The organism is Bifidobacterium felsineum, from assembly GCF_002802915.1.
Lineage (GTDB): Bacteria > Actinomycetota > Actinomycetes > Actinomycetales > Bifidobacteriaceae > Bifidobacterium > Bifidobacterium felsineum.
This window is the reverse complement of the sequence record NZ_PEBJ01000004.1, coordinates 1-16,380: the sequence shown is the minus strand read 5'-3', so window position 1 is coordinate 16,380 and position 16,380 is coordinate 1. Positions and strand designations below refer to the sequence as shown.

Genomic DNA, 16,380 nt, shown 5'->3' with positions numbered 1-16,380 from the left:
ACAAGAGCCGCCTCATACATACACTATCCTTTATTCCTATGCCACGCCGCACCTCGTACCGCCGCTCTCGTCCAAGTTCCGCGCATTTTCGCCGCGGATTCAACGCTTCGAACCCACTGGAACGCATCCTGATCCTGCTGGTGATCGCCGCCATTGTCGGCGTCACGGCAGGATTATTGTTGCCCCAAGTGAGCCCCACCGCAGGCAAAATCACCGGTAATTACACAGCTACTGGCTCGGCCGCGGATACTCTGAACCAGCTGACCGTAGACGACAATCAAAACGCTGCCGGCTACGACCGCGACTCCTTCGGCTTCCGCGAAACCGATGCCGACGGCAACGGCTGCGATGCCCGCGAAGACGTGCTCGCCCGCGACCTGACCGACGTGCACTACAAATACGCCGGTTCATGCGAAGTGGCATCCGGCACATTGCAAGACCCCTACACCGGCCAGACCATTCAGTTCGTGCGCGGCCGCACCACCAGTGCCAAAGTGCAGATTGACCATGTGGTCGCCCTCGAAAACGCGTGGCAATCCGGCGCACGCGACTGGTCCACCGCCGAACGCCACCAATTCGGTAACGACCTGTACAATCTGCTCGCCGTGGACGGTCCTGCCAATCAGGAGAAGGGTTCCGCCTCCGCCGCCTACTGGCTGCCCACCAATACCGCGTATCGATGCGATTACGTGGCCCGGCAAATCGGAGTCAAAGACAAATACAAGCTCACCGTGACCAGCCAGGAAAAAGACGCGATGCTCGCCGTACTCCACACCTGCCCCGGACAGGCCATTCCAACCGATGAATAGTCAGTGAACTGCTGTCTAGACGATATATCCGAATGACTTATTAATTGACTCAGAAACATGGTGACGCTATAACAGGGGCCGGTATACAAGAGAGGCACAAACGAATACATGAGCGCCAACGAGAACACGAATAATTCCACGGATTCCGCCAATGCATCTGCATCATCTGCATCACCTGCATCCGGCAATAGGCATGCGACAAACCAACACATGCCGCGTACGAACGACCCCACCATTGCCAGCAACACCCATGGCCGCGGTTATGGCCGTATGCACACCATCGACAAGCGCCGCACCATCCACCCCGAACAGGAGCGACTCACCGCCAAGCATCCCGAGCTCAATATCGTGGATGCGGAAACCGCGGCCAGCATCGAGCGCGGGGATGCGGAAATCGACAAGGAACGCGCCGCCGCCCGCGCGCAAGGTCGTGGCGGTAAGACGGTGGCTCATCATGGTCACGCGCTCGCAGGCATTCTGGGCCCTGCGTTCGTGGCCGCTGTGGCCTATGTGGATCCCGGCAATGTGGCCGCCAACGTCACCTCAGGCGCGCGCTACGGCTACCTGTTGGTCTGGGTGCTAGTGCTCGCCAACGCGATGAGCGTGCTCATTCAATATCAGTCCGCCAAGCTTGGCATTGTGACTGGCAAGTCCTTGCCGGAACTCCTTGGCGAACGCATGCATGATGCCGGTCGATTCATGTTCTTCATGCAGGCCGAGGTCATCGCCATCGCCACTGATTTGGCTGAGCTGATCGGCGGTGCCATCGCGCTGAACCTGCTGTTCGGTCTGCCGCTGTTCGTCGGCGGCGTGGTGATTGGCGCGGTCTCCACTGTGCTGCTGCTGTTCGAAGGCGGCAAAACCCACCGTTTATTCGAAAAAATGGTAATCGCCCTGCTGCTGGTGATTACGTTCGGATTCATCGCCGGCCTGTTCATTGCACCACCGAATCCCGCTGACGTGGCAGGCGGCCTGATCCCACACTTCACCACCACGGACTCAGTGCTGATGGCTTCTTCCATGCTGGGCGCCACGGTGATGCCCCACGCGATTTACCTACATTCCACATTGGTCAACGATCATTACGCCGGCGGGCAGACCAAGCCTTCCGTCAAACGCCTGCTCGACGGCTCCAAGGTTGACGTGTTCTGGGCGTTGGTGCTTGCCGGTACGGTGAATCTGAGCCTACTGATTCTGGCCGCCAATTCTTTGTATGGCATGAAAGGCACCGACTCGATTGAAGGTGCCCAGCATGCGATTGTTTCCGTGCTTGGCCCGGTGATCGGCACGATCTTCTCCATCGGCTTGCTCGCCTCTTCACTGAGCTCCACTTCGGTGGGCACGTACGCCGGTTCCGAGATCATGCACGGTCTGCTGCGCATCAAGGCACCAATGTGGGCCTGCCGCGTGGTGACGCTGGTGCCAGGTTTGATTGTGCTGTGGTTCGCGCCAAACCCCACGGAGGCTCTGGTGATTGGTCAGGTGATTCTTTCCGTGGGCATTCCATTCGCCATCATCCCGCTGATGCGCTACACGCACAACAAGGAGCTGATGGGCAAGTGGGTGGACGGCCCGATCAAGCACGCCATCTTCATCGTCGTGGCTGCCCTGATCATCGCGCTCAACGTGCTCCTCATCGTCCTCACCATCCTCGGCAAGGCGTAGGCCGTGCACAACTGGCTCCCTCTGATGAGGGAGCTGTCAGCGAAGCTGACTGAGGGAGAGAAGCAAATAAAAGTAGTTCTGCTAGCCGCGCTTCAGCCGCTGACGCAGCACGTGGAGCGATACGGCGTCGCGCATGTGCCCGGCTCCGTCTCCACGCACGCCGAATGCCACCATCAGCACCATTACGAAGCAAATGCCGGCGGAAATGCGCAATGCCCATTGAATGCCGAAAATCGAGGCGGCGACAGTGGAGGCTCCCGAAGCGTGATTCCATGCGGCAAATGTCTCCATCAGAATCACAAGTACTGGAGCGCCCACTGCGCCCGCGATCTGGCGTGCGGTGTTGGTTACTGACGAGCCGGCCGAAACCTCATCCGGTCCGTTCAGGCAGTTCAGCGACCATGTGGTGATTGGCATCAGCAGGAAGCCCATGCCGATCTGGCGCACGAACTGGCAGATTGACACCCACCAGATCCACGTGTCCATGGATATCAGCGACATGCCAATGGTGCCTAGCGCGAGCACACTGGAGCCGAATAGCGCCACCGGCCGAGCGCCGAAACGATCCATCGCCCGTCCGCCGAAGAACTGAGAGACACACTGCCCGATGGCGCCGGGCAGCATAATCAGGCCGCTCATCGTGGCAGTGTAGCCACGGTCGGTCTGAATGTAGAGCGGCATAATCACCAGAATCGAGCTGAACGCGAAGAACGCCAGCGAGGCTGTGATGGTGCCCACGGTGAATGAGCGGTTCTTCAGCACATGCAGGTCAAGCAACGCCGGCTGGGGGAGCGGCTTCACGCCCGCAGCCTTGGCCTCGCGGTATCGACGGGCATGCCGCAGGTTACGCGCCACAAACCACACGATGCCAATCAGACCAACGATCATCGGCCCCCACACCACCGGAGCCGCAAATCCGTAGGCCTCCGAATTGGTGAAGCCGAACATCAGCCCACCGAAACCAATCACCGACAACGACACGGAGAAGAAGTCCGCACGTGCGGACGGGTCATGCGCGCCGAAATTGTGCAGCCAGAACACGGCGGCAAGCAACGAAAGCACTCCGATAATGCTCAAGGACAAGAAGATGGATCGCCAGCCGTTCGCATCGGTCTGCCAACCGCCCAAAACCGGACCGATGGCCGGAGCCACGCTCATGGCCATGCCCACGGTGCCCATGGCGAAGCCTCGCCGCGACAACGGGTAAATGGAGAACACGGTGATTTGCAGCACCGGCCACATCACGCCCGTGCCGGCCGCCTCGAGCACACGCCCGGCCAACACCCAGATGAAGTTCGGCGCCAACCACGACATGACGGAGCCCAGCGTGAACACCGCCATGGAGGTGATCACGATCTGGCGAGTGGAGAATCTACGGGTCAGGAACGCGGTGAGCGGCACCATAACGCCCATCACCAGCTGGAACACGGAGGTGAGCCACTGGCCAGTGGTCACCGAAATACCGAACTCGGAGACGATGATCGGCAGCGCCGAACTCAACTGCAACTGCGCGAAATTGCCGACGAAAGTGATGAAGGTAAGAATGGCGATGGATACGAATGCGGCCCGGCTCAGTTTGCCGTCTACATATGATTCCGCTTGGCTCAACGCTCGCTGCAGTTCACTGGTACGATTCTTGATTCCGCTAGTTCCGGCCACACAAACCCCATTCTGTTGCCGATACATCCATCGATGGATTCGCATATCAATCCGAGGAAAGCTTACTCCCATCCCCCGTCTGTTCCAGGCTTCAGCTCACTGCGATTAATGCGGATTGATGCGGATTGATGCGGATCAGGTGAAGCGGTGCGCGGTGCGCAATATGGGGTGCGAAATGCATCCCAAGCATGAACAGACGAACAGACGCACAAAGGGGCTTTATGCCGACACGACATAAAGCCCCTATCCCTTTCTCCCTGTTAACTGCTGAATAGCAGGCCGCAGACTAGTACGATCCAGTACCCTTCAGCACCGCTCCCACGGTCTTGAACAGAATCGCGATATCGCCGGTGATCGACCAATCCTGAATATACGAGACATCCGCATATTCCGACTGCTCCTGCGAAAGATCACTACGACCGGAAATCTGCCATGGGCCGGTGATGCCGGGCTTGACCAGCAGACGGGTGGAATACAGCATATTGTATTTCGCCACTTCTTCCGGCAGCGGCGGGCGCGGTCCCACCAAGCTCATATCGCCCTTGAACACATTGAAGAACTGTGGAAACTCATCCAGCGAGGTCTTGCGAATGAAGTGTCCGATCTTGGTCACACGCGGATCATCCTTGAGCTTGAAGATGAACCGGTCTTCGATGCCGCGTTCCTTGGCTAGCTGAGCCTTGATCTTATCGGCGTCGGTGCGCATGGAACGGAATTTGTACATGGTGAACGGCTTGCCGTAAATGCCCACGCGAGTTTGCGAATAGAACACCGGGCCGCCATCCTCACGCTTCACCTTGTAAGCCACCCACAGCATAATCGGCGAGCTCAGGATGATGGCCACCGAGGAAAGCACGATATCGCACAGACGCTTCAGGATGCGGGTAATGGTGGAGTACTGCGAAAGCTGCGCGGTGACGATTGGTATGCTTGGGTCATTGCGGAAATGCAAATCGGCGCCGCTCAGATCGGCCACCGAAGTGGTCATGGCGAGCTCGATGCCCATGGATTCCACCGCCAAAGACAGTGTGCGCATTGTTTCCGAGTCGCGCGTAAGCACATCGGTGACGAGCACCGTACGCGCCTTCATGCGCTTGGCGGTCTGCGGCAGATGGGAATTCAGCGACAGCACCTTCAGACGAGCTTCGGCATCATTGAGCGGGGTGAACGGCACCGCAATCAGATGCTGCGGCTGATTCGGATCCTCCTCGTTCTCAACCGATTCGATTGGGCAAACCGCAATCGGAGCGTAACCGAGGTTGCGAGACTGATCCAACTGCTGCAGAGTTTTATGAATCCCTTCGGGAGACCCCACCACCACAGTCGGGTAGTTGAATTCACCCTTCATGTGGTTGCGATGCAGAGCGCGGCGCATCAGCCACCGTTCCAGAATTACGAGCACCAGTGAAATCAAAGGAATGAAAACATTCAGAGAACGGGGCACATTGAGATGGAAGAGATACCCCAGCGTGCACAGCATGATGAAGTCGATGAATGCGGCGTTGAGCAGCTTGGCGTACAAGGCGTAGCCTTCGCCCATCGTGTGGCGTTCGTAGCTGCGTGCTGCATACAGGCTGATAACCCAGGAGACACAAGCCAACGCGAGGAAGCTGATCATGCCGTATTGGCCCGGACCGATATTCTGCACGTAGATATACGAAGATGGCCTCAGAAGGAACACCAGACACGTGGCGATGATGGTCATCAGCAGGTCCAGTGCAATCAACGTGCCGTTATAGAGGTAGCGCCAGGCCGGAACCGAATATCCCGTCACCACATGCGCGGCGTTATCGGAAGGAGAAACGTTCCCCTCCGGTGCGGAAGAGAAATATGTGCCGTCAAAGAATGTAGGGGCGCTGCCGGCTCCAGAACCAATGTGGTCATGATGGGCATTTGATGCACGGCTCGCGCTGATTCTTACCTGCGACATGTTCACGGTATCCGTGCCCTTGTTCTCGTCCAAGCTTGGTGACGCTAAGCTCGTACCTTCCGACATACCGAGAACTCTTCCTTCTCTTCTCTCTCGGGGATAAACCGCACCCCAAACATACAATTCGATGCTTCTGACACCATATCACTTAATCCTTTCCCCCCTATAGTTTTCTCATTAGATTTGGGTGCACGCCATTCGTCCGTAACTTTTGAGTAGAATGGCCAGTTAGACAGCGATTACCAAAACCGCAAAGCGGCGTCGAGAGAATGAGAGATTGACCCCATGCATATTATGTTCGTCTGCACCGGCAATATCTGTCGTTCCCCCATGGGAGAGCTGCTTCTGACCAAATACCTTGCCGGCACCACGGTCCAGGTCTCCAGCGCCGGCACGCACGGTTTGCCCATGCATCAGATGGACCCCTCCAGCGCCTCGTTGATGCGAAGTGTGAACATCGAGCCGAGCGGGTTCCGCTCCCGCAGGCTTACGCAGCAGATGGCCAAATCAGCGGATTTGATTCTGTGCTTTGAAAAGGACCAGCGCAAGGATATTGTGACGCTGGCCCCTACTGCGGTTCGTTATACGTTCCTGCTCAATGATTTTGCTAATATGTGCGAGTACTGCGCTCGCAATGGTCTGGTCAAAGGTCTGACTATCCAGGAACGATTGCAGTCGGTAATCGATTCCTCGTCCATTATTCGACCGATGCTTCCCACTCCGGATGATATCGAGGATCCGCATGGTAAGGAGTATGCGAAATTCCGTCTTGCCGCTGAGCAGACGAACAAGGCGCTGCGTACGATCCTGACCAGTATGCGCAAGCATTACCGCGTGGAGGAGGCCCCCGTGCGTCCCCAAATCACGCGTCAGTTCGCTTATACCGTGTGAGCCTGTTCGCTTAATTTTTGGCTCTGTTAAACCAGAATTGACAGGGCAACTATTCGCCATTTATATGGCCATATCAGTTTATGGGCTGTTGAAAGAATTAAAGGCCCATAAACTGATATGAAGCTCATTGCTCGGATAATGCCTTGATATATTGCTCCATTGTGCGCCAATCCGGGTGTCCTTCGTGTGTGACAGGTAGCCAGATTATCTCATCGCCATATTTGCCTTCAGTGACTTTGCGCCCATAAGAGTATTTATATCGAAGATGCGAAAGGATAGTGTGTAAGAAGAGATATACATACTCTCCTTGCCTCTCTTTCAATTGCAGAATTTTGGCGCTATCTCCGACTACACATCCAGATCCAAAAAAATGGACACACCCAGCCGTACCGGACCGGGCGACTGTCAAACAAGGTTGTTGTGTATACGTATAGTCGCATTGACGAACATATGATTCATCTATCAGTCCCATCACACCATTGTCGTTTTCGCCGCTCTGCACTGCCGGAAAACTACCGGGATGTTCATCGATTTCATCTTGAGTAATACCGGCTCCGTTGCGGATGATGAATACGTCGCTGACCTTGAATCGGGCCCAATCATCAATTTTCAAAGAAGATACTGATGAACGACGAGAGCGGTTTGATAATTCGGAGCAAAGAGCCTTAATATAGTTCCCCATCCATTCCCAGTTTGGAGCATTTTCATAAATATGGCCACTTTTTACAAGATAGGAGAGATAGTCGTTAATGGTATGACGAAAATCAGCTTCGGTTAATGTCGAATAATCGGTTTCCATATATGCTTCGGCAAGCCATTCATCCGCTCCAGTAACGTTTTTCATAGCCGAAAGTCCGATTTTCACAGTCTTATTCCGGTAAAGAGTGAGCCATTCTTTTTCGATCTTCTTCCATAGGCTATGCCCCTCGACGTCGAACTGTTCAACGCGTCCGAGGTTCTTGCGTTTGATGAATCCATCGTTCTTGTAATAACCGAAGAAAGTCTGCTTGCGGGGAATGCCCTCAGCATCGTAATGGGAACGGTTGAGTGTAAATAGCATGCAGCATGCCTGCACTGAGGCACCCGGATAGAATATCTCCGCGGGGAGTGAAAACACAGCTTCCAAGGTGTTGTCATGTAGAAGCGTTTCCTTCATTCCTGAAAGGCGCTTGCCGGTCCCGATTGCGGCTGACATCGGCAATAACACCGCGAGACGAACACCATCCCAGTCTTCTCTTTTGGCGATATCTGAGAGATATTTCACGAAGACGAACCCTTTGGTGGGTTCGGACTTGCCGCTTTTCTCCTTCGCGTTCCAATCGTTCTTATACTCAGCGGGGATATCTTTGGGCAGCGCGTTGTAAGGGGGATTCATGAGGATGACGGTCGGATGGGCTTCGGCAATGAATTGTCTTTTGTCGAAGCATGATCCGAATTCAACATTGCTGTTTCCATCCCCGTGTATAAGCATGTTCGTTGTAGATAATCCATAGGCTTTTTCTTCAGACTCGATACCGAAAATATGCTTCTGTTTAATATCATCGGCAAGTTTCTTGTATTCCTTGTCGGTATGTCCCCGTCGTGCTGCGGCAAGTTCCGTCACCATCGCCTGTACAAGGAACGAACCCGAGCCGCAACATTCGTCGAGAACGACGTCCTTAAATGTGACTTCAGTGAGCTTCGTCATGAAATCAGTAATGTGGTCTGGGGTGAAGGCTTGATTCTTGTCTGCTTTTCCTACATATTTGTTAAACGTAATGAAAAACAGATTGAGAATATCCTGACCCTCTGATGAGTCAGAGTCAATGTAACGGTAAATCCGCATGAGAATAAACGACAGAACCTCTACCCAATCGGAAATGGATAGTGACCTTACGTGTTGGTCGTCAAGGACATCTCGATTAAGAAGCTGAATCTTCTTTGTCTTGTTTTTTGACCCATCAAGCAAGTTACCAAGAACCTCGCTGATTCCCTCGCGCATCTGTTTTGCGGAGAACTGGTTCCATCGATTGCAAAGATCCTCATTCATTTGCTTGGTGATTCGGCCACCGTGGCAACGTTTCGACACCTCATCTTTGACATAAAGAAGACACGTTCCTACGAATTGTGATCGATTGCGTTCCTTCACGCCTTTTCGGTGCAGCAGTTCGTTCAAAGCGTAGGTGTTACGCATAACTTCTTCTCGATTATTTTGTCTTTCGATTGAAAACAGGTGCCGATAGTGCGACATGTCATCAAGTACCGTTTCGTTGGAAAGGAGATGTTCGTCATCGACTTCCGATTTCCAGACGCGAATTCGATCATCATTGGTGTTCGCAAGTATGGCTATAACCTTGGTTCCACGATGCAGCGCATATTCTTCTTCGACGTAGGCTCGTAATTGGTTCTCGTCGTCTTTTACGAAGTTCTGTTTCGTCTCGACAAGAACGGCATAGGTTCCCGTATCGTCTTCAAGAATGAAGCGACGATCGAGTTTGAAATGTAATGGTTTGTGCCCACCAAGCGCTTGAGCGAGATCACCGAGTGTGCCCGCGTCTTTGGCATAACTCCACTCGTCTTCCTCTATATTCGCGCGATGATATTCCGCGCCAATCGTTTCAACTATCTGATGGCGGTTCATTCTTCCTTGCCCTCGCTTCCCATCTTCATATCGAACGGCAGTCCGTTCTCCCTGACTACGGCTTTGAGGAAGATGGTGACGGCTCCGGTCATGTTCAAGCCCAATGGTTCCAGCACCTTCATGGCCTGGTCCTTCAATTCGGGGTCGAGGCGCATGGTCGTGGTCGGTGTGTTCGCCATGCCGTTCCTCCTTTCCTTGCGATATCGGATATGTACAGTGTACTTGCATCGTTATGCGGCCATGCCCCAATAACTCCATGTATGGCGGCATGACGCCGTTCCAGTCGCGGGTCACGCCGGGACACGGCTGCGCGTCCACCTGACGGATGATGCTGCCGTCCCTGTCGTCGCGGAACGAATGCCGCCACAGGAACCACGTCAGATAGCTTTGCAGATGCTTCGTACTCACGCCCTTGAATCCTGCGAGGAAACCGTCGAGGTTCGAGTGGAGCATATTGATCCGATTGATGCGATGCGACTTCGCATCCACCCGCTCGAAACACGGCACCCAACACGTCCATCGCGCCGGGATAGGTGGCGGCCTCGTCCGCCATGACGTGAGCGCCACGGCCGATACGCCCGGCGAGCGATTCGATGGCTCGCCGCTTGGAGATGATGCCGCGGCCGCTCAGCACGGCGAACGCCGTGTTCGAGTCGGTGACGCCGGTCATCACGCAGATCTACTCCTTGCTCAGTCCCCGCTTGTGCAGGGAGCCTCCTCGATGGGCAGTACGAACCTCCCCTTCCTGTGGTTGCCTTTGAAGCTCTCACGCAGATGCGTCTCGTCCAACTGGACGGACACGCCCGCGCCGGCCGTGAACTTCGGCAGATACCGTTCGAGGCATTTGAGCAGGCGGCGGCGCATGAGCCATGCGGTGCGCAGCGATACTTCGCAACGCTTCGCGCACTCACGCAGGGCGAGATAGTCCACGAAGCACTCCACGTACATCATCCACTTGGCGACCGGCAGCTTCGACCGTCCGATCAACGTGTCACGGACCTGCGAGAACGTGCGTTTGCAATCCCTGCACTGCCAGCGCTGGGCGCCGTTTGGATTGTGTCCCCTCTTCATGATGGAGAAGGAGCCGCAGCGCGGGCACGCCAGAATATCGTCGTGGTCGGCGATGCTCTCGTAGGCGTCCTCGTAGATGACCTCGCGCAGCTCACGTACCGCGTTCTCGCGCTCGACCGGGTTCATGTCCCTGAGCCGGTTGCGCACTTCGTCGACGAGCCCCATCGCTACCACCTCCAATACTGTAATCTCAGTGTAACTACAGTATTGGACATGAAATCACTATGTCAAAGCTGGTTTAACAGAGCCTAATTTTTACGTCTCTCCCACAAGCCCGTCACTCTGTGATACGTTTCCAGCGCTATAGTTGGCGCCTGCGAGTTCTCTGAGGATAGTCAACTGTGAACGGTGGGACTGACGAGTGACAAATTCAGACATAATACAAGCAGACTTCAGCAAAGCAGGCGTTACGCTGGACGATGATCGGCCGATTCTTGCCGATGCTTCCGACTTCATCTTCTACGCTGCACTGGCCATGCTGCCCATTGATGGCACGGTGGCGGGCCCGTATATGCCGTTCTGGACGCCGCTTTCACCATGGTTGTTCCTGGCATACGCAGTGGCGAACTGGCGTGCTCTACCGCAGGTCTGGCATCGATTCCGTGTATTCTTCCTGTTCCCCGTGCTGCTCGTGGTGCTTTCCCTGCTTGACTGGCAGCTGGTCGGTTTCCACCGCTTGCCGGCCATGATTTCGTTCTCCGGCGTATTCGGTGCGCTGGCCTGTCTGGTCTCGTTGGACATCGCTCTGAGCGTCAAACGCCTCTCGTGGCGCCGCATGTTGGATTTGCTGATTCTGGTCTACTGGTTTGCGTTCCTGGTAGGCGTGGTGCAGCGACTCTCCATCATGCTTGAATGGACCACGGTTCGTGACTTCTTCATTCGTTTGATGAGCCGCCAGTACATCAGCAGTACCTCCAAGTGGGGTGGCGGACGCCCGCAGTTCCTGTTCGCCGAACCAAGCTACATCGGCATGCATCTGTTCGGTGTGCTGCTGCCGTTGGTCTGGCTGGTGCGTGGGCGCGACCGCAAACGCGTGAATCGTTTGCGCGTGCTGATTGTTGTGTTCGCCGCCGGTTCGGTGTTGATGGGTGCCGGTGTGCGCATCATTCTCGATTCAATCATTGCGCTGGTCTTTGTGATTATCGAGGCGAATGGTTGGCGCACATGGAAGGGCAGGCTGATTGCATTCGGTGAGTTGGTGGTCACCGGGGGAGTGGGTGCGCTGAGCGTGGCCGTGAACCATCGCCTGAGTTCCATCGCCGAGCTTGGTTTTGACGGTGACGGTTCGTTCTACGCCAGGCTTTGGCAGTCGCTCGGTCCTGGTGCCGGCGCGTTGAAGCATCCGCAGCAGTTGCTGCTCGGCTATGGTGCCGGCAACCTCTCCGATGCCACGCATCAAGGTGCCGACGCCGCCGTGCGCGCGCTGGAACGTCTGGGATTGAATGCTTCCGCTCCCAAGGGCTGGTATGCGCAGGTAACGCCGATGAACATGTTCACGATGAGCGCCTACACCAGTTTCTTCGTGGAATTCGGCTTGATCGCCTCGGTGCTTCTGGTGGTGATGGTGCTATGGCATGTGAGCCGCAACCATGCCTGGAACAAGACCACCGTCTGCTGGTTCCTGCTCGTGGTGTATCTCTACATCCAGTTCGAAGGCTACGCCTTCTATGCCTTACCGCTGCTTCTGTGGGCCGTGGCCGCCATTAAAGTGCGGCCGCTGGGTTCGATTGCGGGCGGGCCGCAGTAAAAGCTGGTCGCTAAGTGGATATTCGTCCTTGTCTGCCGGAATGCGCTCCGATTTTTTGATTTACTGAAAATCGCAATGCTTTCACCTCTCTGATTTCGAGTATACTAGAAATCAGAGAGGTGAAAGCGTATGAATTTTATTAAACGTGAAAAGTTAATTGCTTCATTGTTGAAACACCGTGATTCTCCTGAAGTCAAGGTGCTCACAGGCGTGAGGCGTTGCGGCAAAAGCACTCTGTTGGCAAAATACGCTGAGCTCGTCGAACAAAGCGGAGTGCCGAAGTCGAACATCTTTGCAAAGAGATTTGATGCGTTCGACGTGCCAATTGGCTACGAGGCCAAAGATTTGCAGTCCGATTTGACCCATGCCATTGCGCAAGCCCAGCCGGGGTCGTTTTATGTTTTCCTTGATGAGATACAGGATGTACCGGGTTGGGAAGAAGTGGTTCGCCGATTGCACACCAGACAAGATACAGATGTGTATATCACCGGATCGAATGCATGGTTGCTATCTGGGGAGCTCGCCACATATTTGGCTGGGCGATATGTTGCCATACCGGTGTATCCGCTGTCTTTTGCCGAATATCGAGAATATAGGCAATTCCAAGGTGCAAGCGATTCGGTGGATTCACTGTTTGCTCAGTACATGATGTTTGGTGGTATGCCTGGTTTGTTCGCAACAGGTTTGCCGGATGAAGCAAAGGCCACGGAAATTCTCACTGCAGTATACGAATCCGTGGTGGTTAAAGACGTGGCTCGGCGTTACGGCGTTCGTGATTTGGCGACTTTGGAGAAGCTTTCCCGTTACTTATTCTCGACTTCAGGAAGCCTGTTTTCTGTGAACAACGTGGTAAAGACACTGAAAAGCACGGGGTTAAATGTAACGTACGCCACCGTGGATAACCAAATAGATGCCTTGGAGAAGGCATTCATCGTATACGCTGCGGAGCAGTCTCGCATACGTGGCAAAGAACTACTGCGCCCGCAACGAAAGTACTATCCGGTGGATAACGGGCTTCGTAATCTGACTTCTGGGTTTAATGGATCGGATCGTGGTGCTCAATTGGAAGGCATTGTATTCATGGAGCTGAAGCGCCGTGGATACAGAGTTAGTATCGGCGCTTTGCCTGGCGGAGAGATTGATTTTGTTGCGCAACGCAATGCGGAAAAACAATATATCCAGGTCACGCTCAATATGACGGAGGCACATACTCGTCAACGCGAACTCGCGCCGTTGCAGAATCTCGATAGTGCTTTCCCGAGACTTGTACTTACGCTTGACTGGTACAGCAGTGGCGTTACCTCGGAAGGCATTACCATCACCAACGTAATCGACTGGCTGTGTGCGTAGCGGGGTTGTTGGTTGGCCTTGTACGAAAGAGCCAACCAACATAGGCAAAAAGATTTTTGCAAAAAACGAATTCTGGGTTTTGACTTCTTGGAACGATAAGATATAATTTCGTTTCTGTCTATAGGACATAGAACGCAAAGTGCGTTAATGCAATGTTTGCATTTGCGCTGCTCGCCAAGGGGTCATTCTGGATTCTATCAGTTCTGCCCAATTCACTGGTGCCACCCCTATATCGCATAACGTTAAAAGTTCACAGCCTGTTTTAGTGAATGAACAGTCTGGACGAAACTCAACAGCATATGCGAAATGGTTTGTAATCATTATTACATGTCCGTTGACTTGTATCTTACCTTCAGCCTTCGGTTCAAGGTGTGCAATAAGACCATGTGCTGACGATTGTGTGACAAGCCCTGCATCTTCTAATGAGGCAACATCGTGCCAGGAAAGACCTCCCGCATATTTTTCCTCACTATTTGTAGCGAGCAGTGGTATGGGAAGCCATGTTCCCTCTGGTGTCGGGAGTTCAACACTCCATGCACATAATTGCTCGAATAATTTTGCCTCATCTGAGCTGAGATCGCCTAGTACACGTAACGTCCGTTTGGAGAATAGGCCGGGCTGGTTGATTTCTTCTGCCAATAATTTTGCCCACATCATTTTTGCTTTTTCATCATAGGCGTGTGAGGCTTTTTCGGTGAATAAGTCACACCAATCGGACTCTGGTAATTTTGTATTATCTGGTGTCGGTTTTCCCCCAAGATGTGTTGTGCTGGCTAATTCGAGTACTTCAGCAAGATTATCGAGGTGTTTTGTCTTTATAGTATAAGAGAGAATTATTACGTCAATAATTTCTTTTGAAATTCCAGATTCTGTGAGCACATGATTTAAATCTGCAATCCCGCAAGCATAATCCTTTGATTCGGCTCGACGTAGACTAGAACGACGAATGCCGGGGAACAATAGATTAATGCTTTGGGCAACAGAGCTTATAGCTTTACTGGATTCTGCGGCAATGCTATCAATTTCATTTGAACTCATTCGATAATTATAAGTGATGTTCCAAGTGCTGCTATGGTGTTCGCGTAAGAGACAGGAGGATTCTGTTCATAGCGTTTGCTGAACTAGATTTACTAGCAGTGATTTCTACAAGTTCATGAGTGTGATGATTAATAATGTTTGTAGGTGATTTTTCTCATGATTGAAATGGTTGTTCTTTCTTTGAGGAGCAGGAGCATCGCGGTGTAGAGGATGGTGAAGACGGTTCCGGTCGCGATGATCTGTGGGAGGGGGCGCGTCGGCCACCATGCGATGCGTATGAGGAGGATGATGCCCGTGGCGGTTGCAGCTGCGATGGGTGCGGGGATGATTTGCAGGTCCTTGCGGATGGTTGTGATGAAGTCGCGTGCGTACCAGCAGCGGATGAGCAGCGCGGTGAGTTCGCAGAGGCTGCAGCTGAGGGCGGCTCCCGTGGCTCCGAACGGTGGGATGAGGATGAGGCAGTAGAGGATCGAGGAGACGAGTCCCGTGAAGTTGACGATGGCGTATTGCCTCTCGTGCCCGGAGGAGATGAGGTATTGGGACAGGACGGTGTTCAGGGAGACGAACAGGAGTGCTGGCAGGATGCATAGGAGGGGCAGGGCGGCGCTCCTGTATTGGCTGCCGCCGAGGATGTCGATGATGGCGTCGGCGCAGAGTGCGGCGCAGGCGATGCCGGCGGAGGCGAACAGGAGCACGAAGTCGATGTTCTTGACGAGCAGGTCGTGGTATTTCTCCCGGGAGTTCCTGGCGTAGTAGGAGAGTCTGGGGAGCATGACGTTGACGACGGAGTTGATGGCCATGACGAGCATGGTCTTGATCTTGGCGACGAGTTGGTAGATGCCGACGACGTGGTTGGTGGCGAGGAATCCGAGGAGGACCATGTCGGCCTGCGCGTACATGCCGGAGGAGACGCTGGAGACGAGGAACGAGGCCATGGGCTTGAAATGCCGTGTGATGTTCAGCTGGTTCAGCGGCGTGAATCTGATGAATGCGCGCAGTCGGAGCATGTTGAGGATGTTGGCCCCGTATCCGGTGAACACGACGATCATGCCGTAGACGTGGTAGTCGGATGCCTGGTGGACGAACGCGAACATCAGGATGAGTCCGATGAGTTTGACGGCGATGCTGCGGATGGTGATGTACCCGTATTGCTCGATGGCCTGGTAGAACCATTCCACGCCGAAGGACGCGAGCCACAGGGCGGTTCCGAAGATGAGGAAGAGGGGCTTGTCGCCGGCCAGTCGTGGCACGAATTGCAGTGCGAGCAGGTATGCGGCGAAGGTCAGGGTGGTGGAGGCGGCGAGGATGACGAGGAGCTCCTCGACGGTGCGGGAGAGCTCCTCCGGGTCGCCCCTGACCTGGGCGCAGGCGCGTACCCCGTATGTGGAGATGCCCAGGAGCGCGGCCAGTGAGAAGTAGGAGACGATGCTCTGGGCGAAGGCCACCGCGCCCATGCCCGAGGGGTTGAGGACGCGGGACACGTAGGGCACCGTGATCAGCGGGAAGATGAACGACGACGACACGAGAATCATGTTCATCACCGCATTAAACTTCAAAGAACGAATACGAGTACTCATTTTTAATAGAAGAAATTAGATGC

Annotated in this window: 12 protein-coding genes; 5 read left to right on the top strand and 7 right to left on the bottom strand. The window is 54.3% G+C overall.

Translation table 11 applies throughout. The features are described 5' to 3' along the window. The first annotated feature begins 38 nt into the window (after positions 1–38). Positions 39–809 (top strand): HNH endonuclease family protein, encoded by a 771-nt coding sequence (locus CSQ86_RS07875; protein ID WP_165773802.1) that lies wholly within the window; start codon positions 39–41, stop codon positions 807–809. A 393-nt stretch (positions 810–1,202) separates the two neighbouring features. After that, on the top strand, positions 1,203–2,474 hold the full coding sequence (locus CSQ86_RS07870) for an Nramp family divalent metal transporter (protein WP_243387781.1): 1,272 nt from the start codon (positions 1,203–1,205) through the stop codon (positions 2,472–2,474). An 81-nt stretch (positions 2,475–2,555) separates the two neighbouring features. Here the strand turns inward: CSQ86_RS07870 and CSQ86_RS07865 are convergent, their stop codons facing one another. Continuing rightward, the gene (locus CSQ86_RS07865) at positions 2,556–4,133 is read right to left on the bottom strand and encodes an MDR family MFS transporter (RefSeq protein ID WP_243387754.1); all 1,578 of its coding nucleotides are present in this window, start codon (positions 4,131–4,133) and stop codon (positions 2,556–2,558) included. A 286-nt stretch (positions 4,134–4,419) separates the two neighbouring features. Continuing rightward, the gene (locus CSQ86_RS07860) at positions 4,420–6,063 is read right to left on the bottom strand and encodes a sugar transferase (protein WP_423734813.1); all 1,644 of its coding nucleotides are present in this window, start codon (positions 6,061–6,063) and stop codon (positions 4,420–4,422) included. Between the two features lie 285 nt (positions 6,064–6,348). Between CSQ86_RS07860 and CSQ86_RS07855 the strand changes: the two genes are divergently transcribed. Next, positions 6,349–6,954, top strand: coding sequence for an arsenate reductase/protein-tyrosine-phosphatase family protein (locus CSQ86_RS07855; protein ID WP_100494571.1), 606 nt, complete (start codon positions 6,349–6,351; stop codon positions 6,952–6,954). 124 nt (positions 6,955–7,078) lie between these two features. On the opposite strand, the gene CSQ86_RS07850 is transcribed toward CSQ86_RS07855, so the two are convergent. The 3 genes from CSQ86_RS07850 to CSQ86_RS07840 all read right to left on the bottom strand — a co-directional run bounded on the left by CSQ86_RS07850 (position 7,079) and on the right by CSQ86_RS07840 (position 10,810). After that, on the bottom strand, positions 7,079–9,574 hold the full coding sequence (locus CSQ86_RS07850) for an N-6 DNA methylase (protein ID WP_100494570.1): 2,496 nt from the start codon (positions 9,572–9,574) through the stop codon (positions 7,079–7,081). Then, positions 9,571–9,753: a type II toxin-antitoxin system RelB/DinJ family antitoxin gene (locus CSQ86_RS07845; protein ID WP_100494569.1), complete on the bottom strand. Its 183-nt coding sequence runs from the start codon at positions 9,751–9,753 to the stop codon at positions 9,571–9,573. Before CSQ86_RS07845 ends, CSQ86_RS07850 begins: the two co-directional genes overlap by 4 nt. Positions 9,754–10,264: 511 nt before the next feature. Next, positions 10,265–10,810, bottom strand: coding sequence for an IS1/IS1595 family N-terminal zinc-binding domain-containing protein (locus tag CSQ86_RS07840; RefSeq protein WP_100494568.1), 546 nt, complete (start codon positions 10,808–10,810; stop codon positions 10,265–10,267). Between the two features lie 196 nt (positions 10,811–11,006). Here CSQ86_RS07840 and CSQ86_RS07835 point away from each other — a divergent pair, with 196 nt between their 5' ends. Next, positions 11,007–12,392, top strand: a complete 1,386-nt coding sequence (locus CSQ86_RS07835) for a hypothetical protein (RefSeq protein ID WP_100494567.1) — start codon at positions 11,007–11,009, stop codon at positions 12,390–12,392. Positions 12,393–12,521: 129 nt separating this feature from the next. After that, a complete protein-coding gene (locus CSQ86_RS07830; RefSeq protein ID WP_100494566.1) occupies positions 12,522–13,742 on the top strand; it encodes an ATP-binding protein in 1,221 nt (406 codons plus the stop codon). 144 nt (positions 13,743–13,886) lie between these two features. Here CSQ86_RS07830 and CSQ86_RS07825 read toward each other — a convergent pair whose 3' ends face one another. Both CSQ86_RS07825 and CSQ86_RS07820 read right to left on the bottom strand, forming a co-directional pair. Further along, positions 13,887–14,780 (bottom strand): DUF2806 domain-containing protein, encoded by an 894-nt coding sequence (locus CSQ86_RS07825; protein ID WP_100494565.1) that lies wholly within the window; start codon positions 14,778–14,780, stop codon positions 13,887–13,889. Between the two features lie 128 nt (positions 14,781–14,908). Continuing rightward, complete coding sequence (locus CSQ86_RS07820; RefSeq protein WP_100494564.1) at positions 14,909–16,357, bottom strand: flippase; 1,449 nt, start codon at positions 16,355–16,357, stop codon at positions 14,909–14,911. Between the last annotated feature and the right edge of the window lie 23 nt (positions 16,358–16,380).

What these genes read in the sequence shown, in the direction of transcription:
- CSQ86_RS07875 (WP_165773802.1), top strand. Translation starts at nt 39, where the DNA reads ATGCCACGCCGCACCTCGTACCGCCGCTCTCGTCCAAGTTCCGCGCAT.
- CSQ86_RS07860 (WP_423734813.1), bottom strand. Translation starts at nt 6,063, where the DNA reads ATGTCGCAGGTAAGAATCAGCGCGAGCCGTGCATCAAATGCCCATCAT.
- CSQ86_RS07855 (WP_100494571.1), top strand. Translation starts at nt 6,349, where the DNA reads ATGCATATTATGTTCGTCTGCACCGGCAATATCTGTCGTTCCCCCATG.
- CSQ86_RS07850 (WP_100494570.1), bottom strand. Translation starts at nt 9,574, where the DNA reads ATGAACCGCCATCAGATAGTTGAAACGATTGGCGCGGAATATCATCGC.
- CSQ86_RS07845 (WP_100494569.1), bottom strand. Translation starts at nt 9,753, where the DNA reads ATGGCGAACACACCGACCACGACCATGCGCCTCGACCCCGAATTGAAG.
- CSQ86_RS07840 (WP_100494568.1), bottom strand. Translation starts at nt 10,810, where the DNA reads ATGGGGCTCGTCGACGAAGTGCGCAACCGGCTCAGGGACATGAACCCG.
- CSQ86_RS07830 (WP_100494566.1), top strand. Translation starts at nt 12,522, where the DNA reads ATGAATTTTATTAAACGTGAAAAGTTAATTGCTTCATTGTTGAAACAC.
- CSQ86_RS07825 (WP_100494565.1), bottom strand. Translation starts at nt 14,780, where the DNA reads ATGAGTTCAAATGAAATTGATAGCATTGCCGCAGAATCCAGTAAAGCT.
- CSQ86_RS07820 (WP_100494564.1), bottom strand. Translation starts at nt 16,357, where the DNA reads ATGAGTACTCGTATTCGTTCTTTGAAGTTTAATGCGGTGATGAACATG.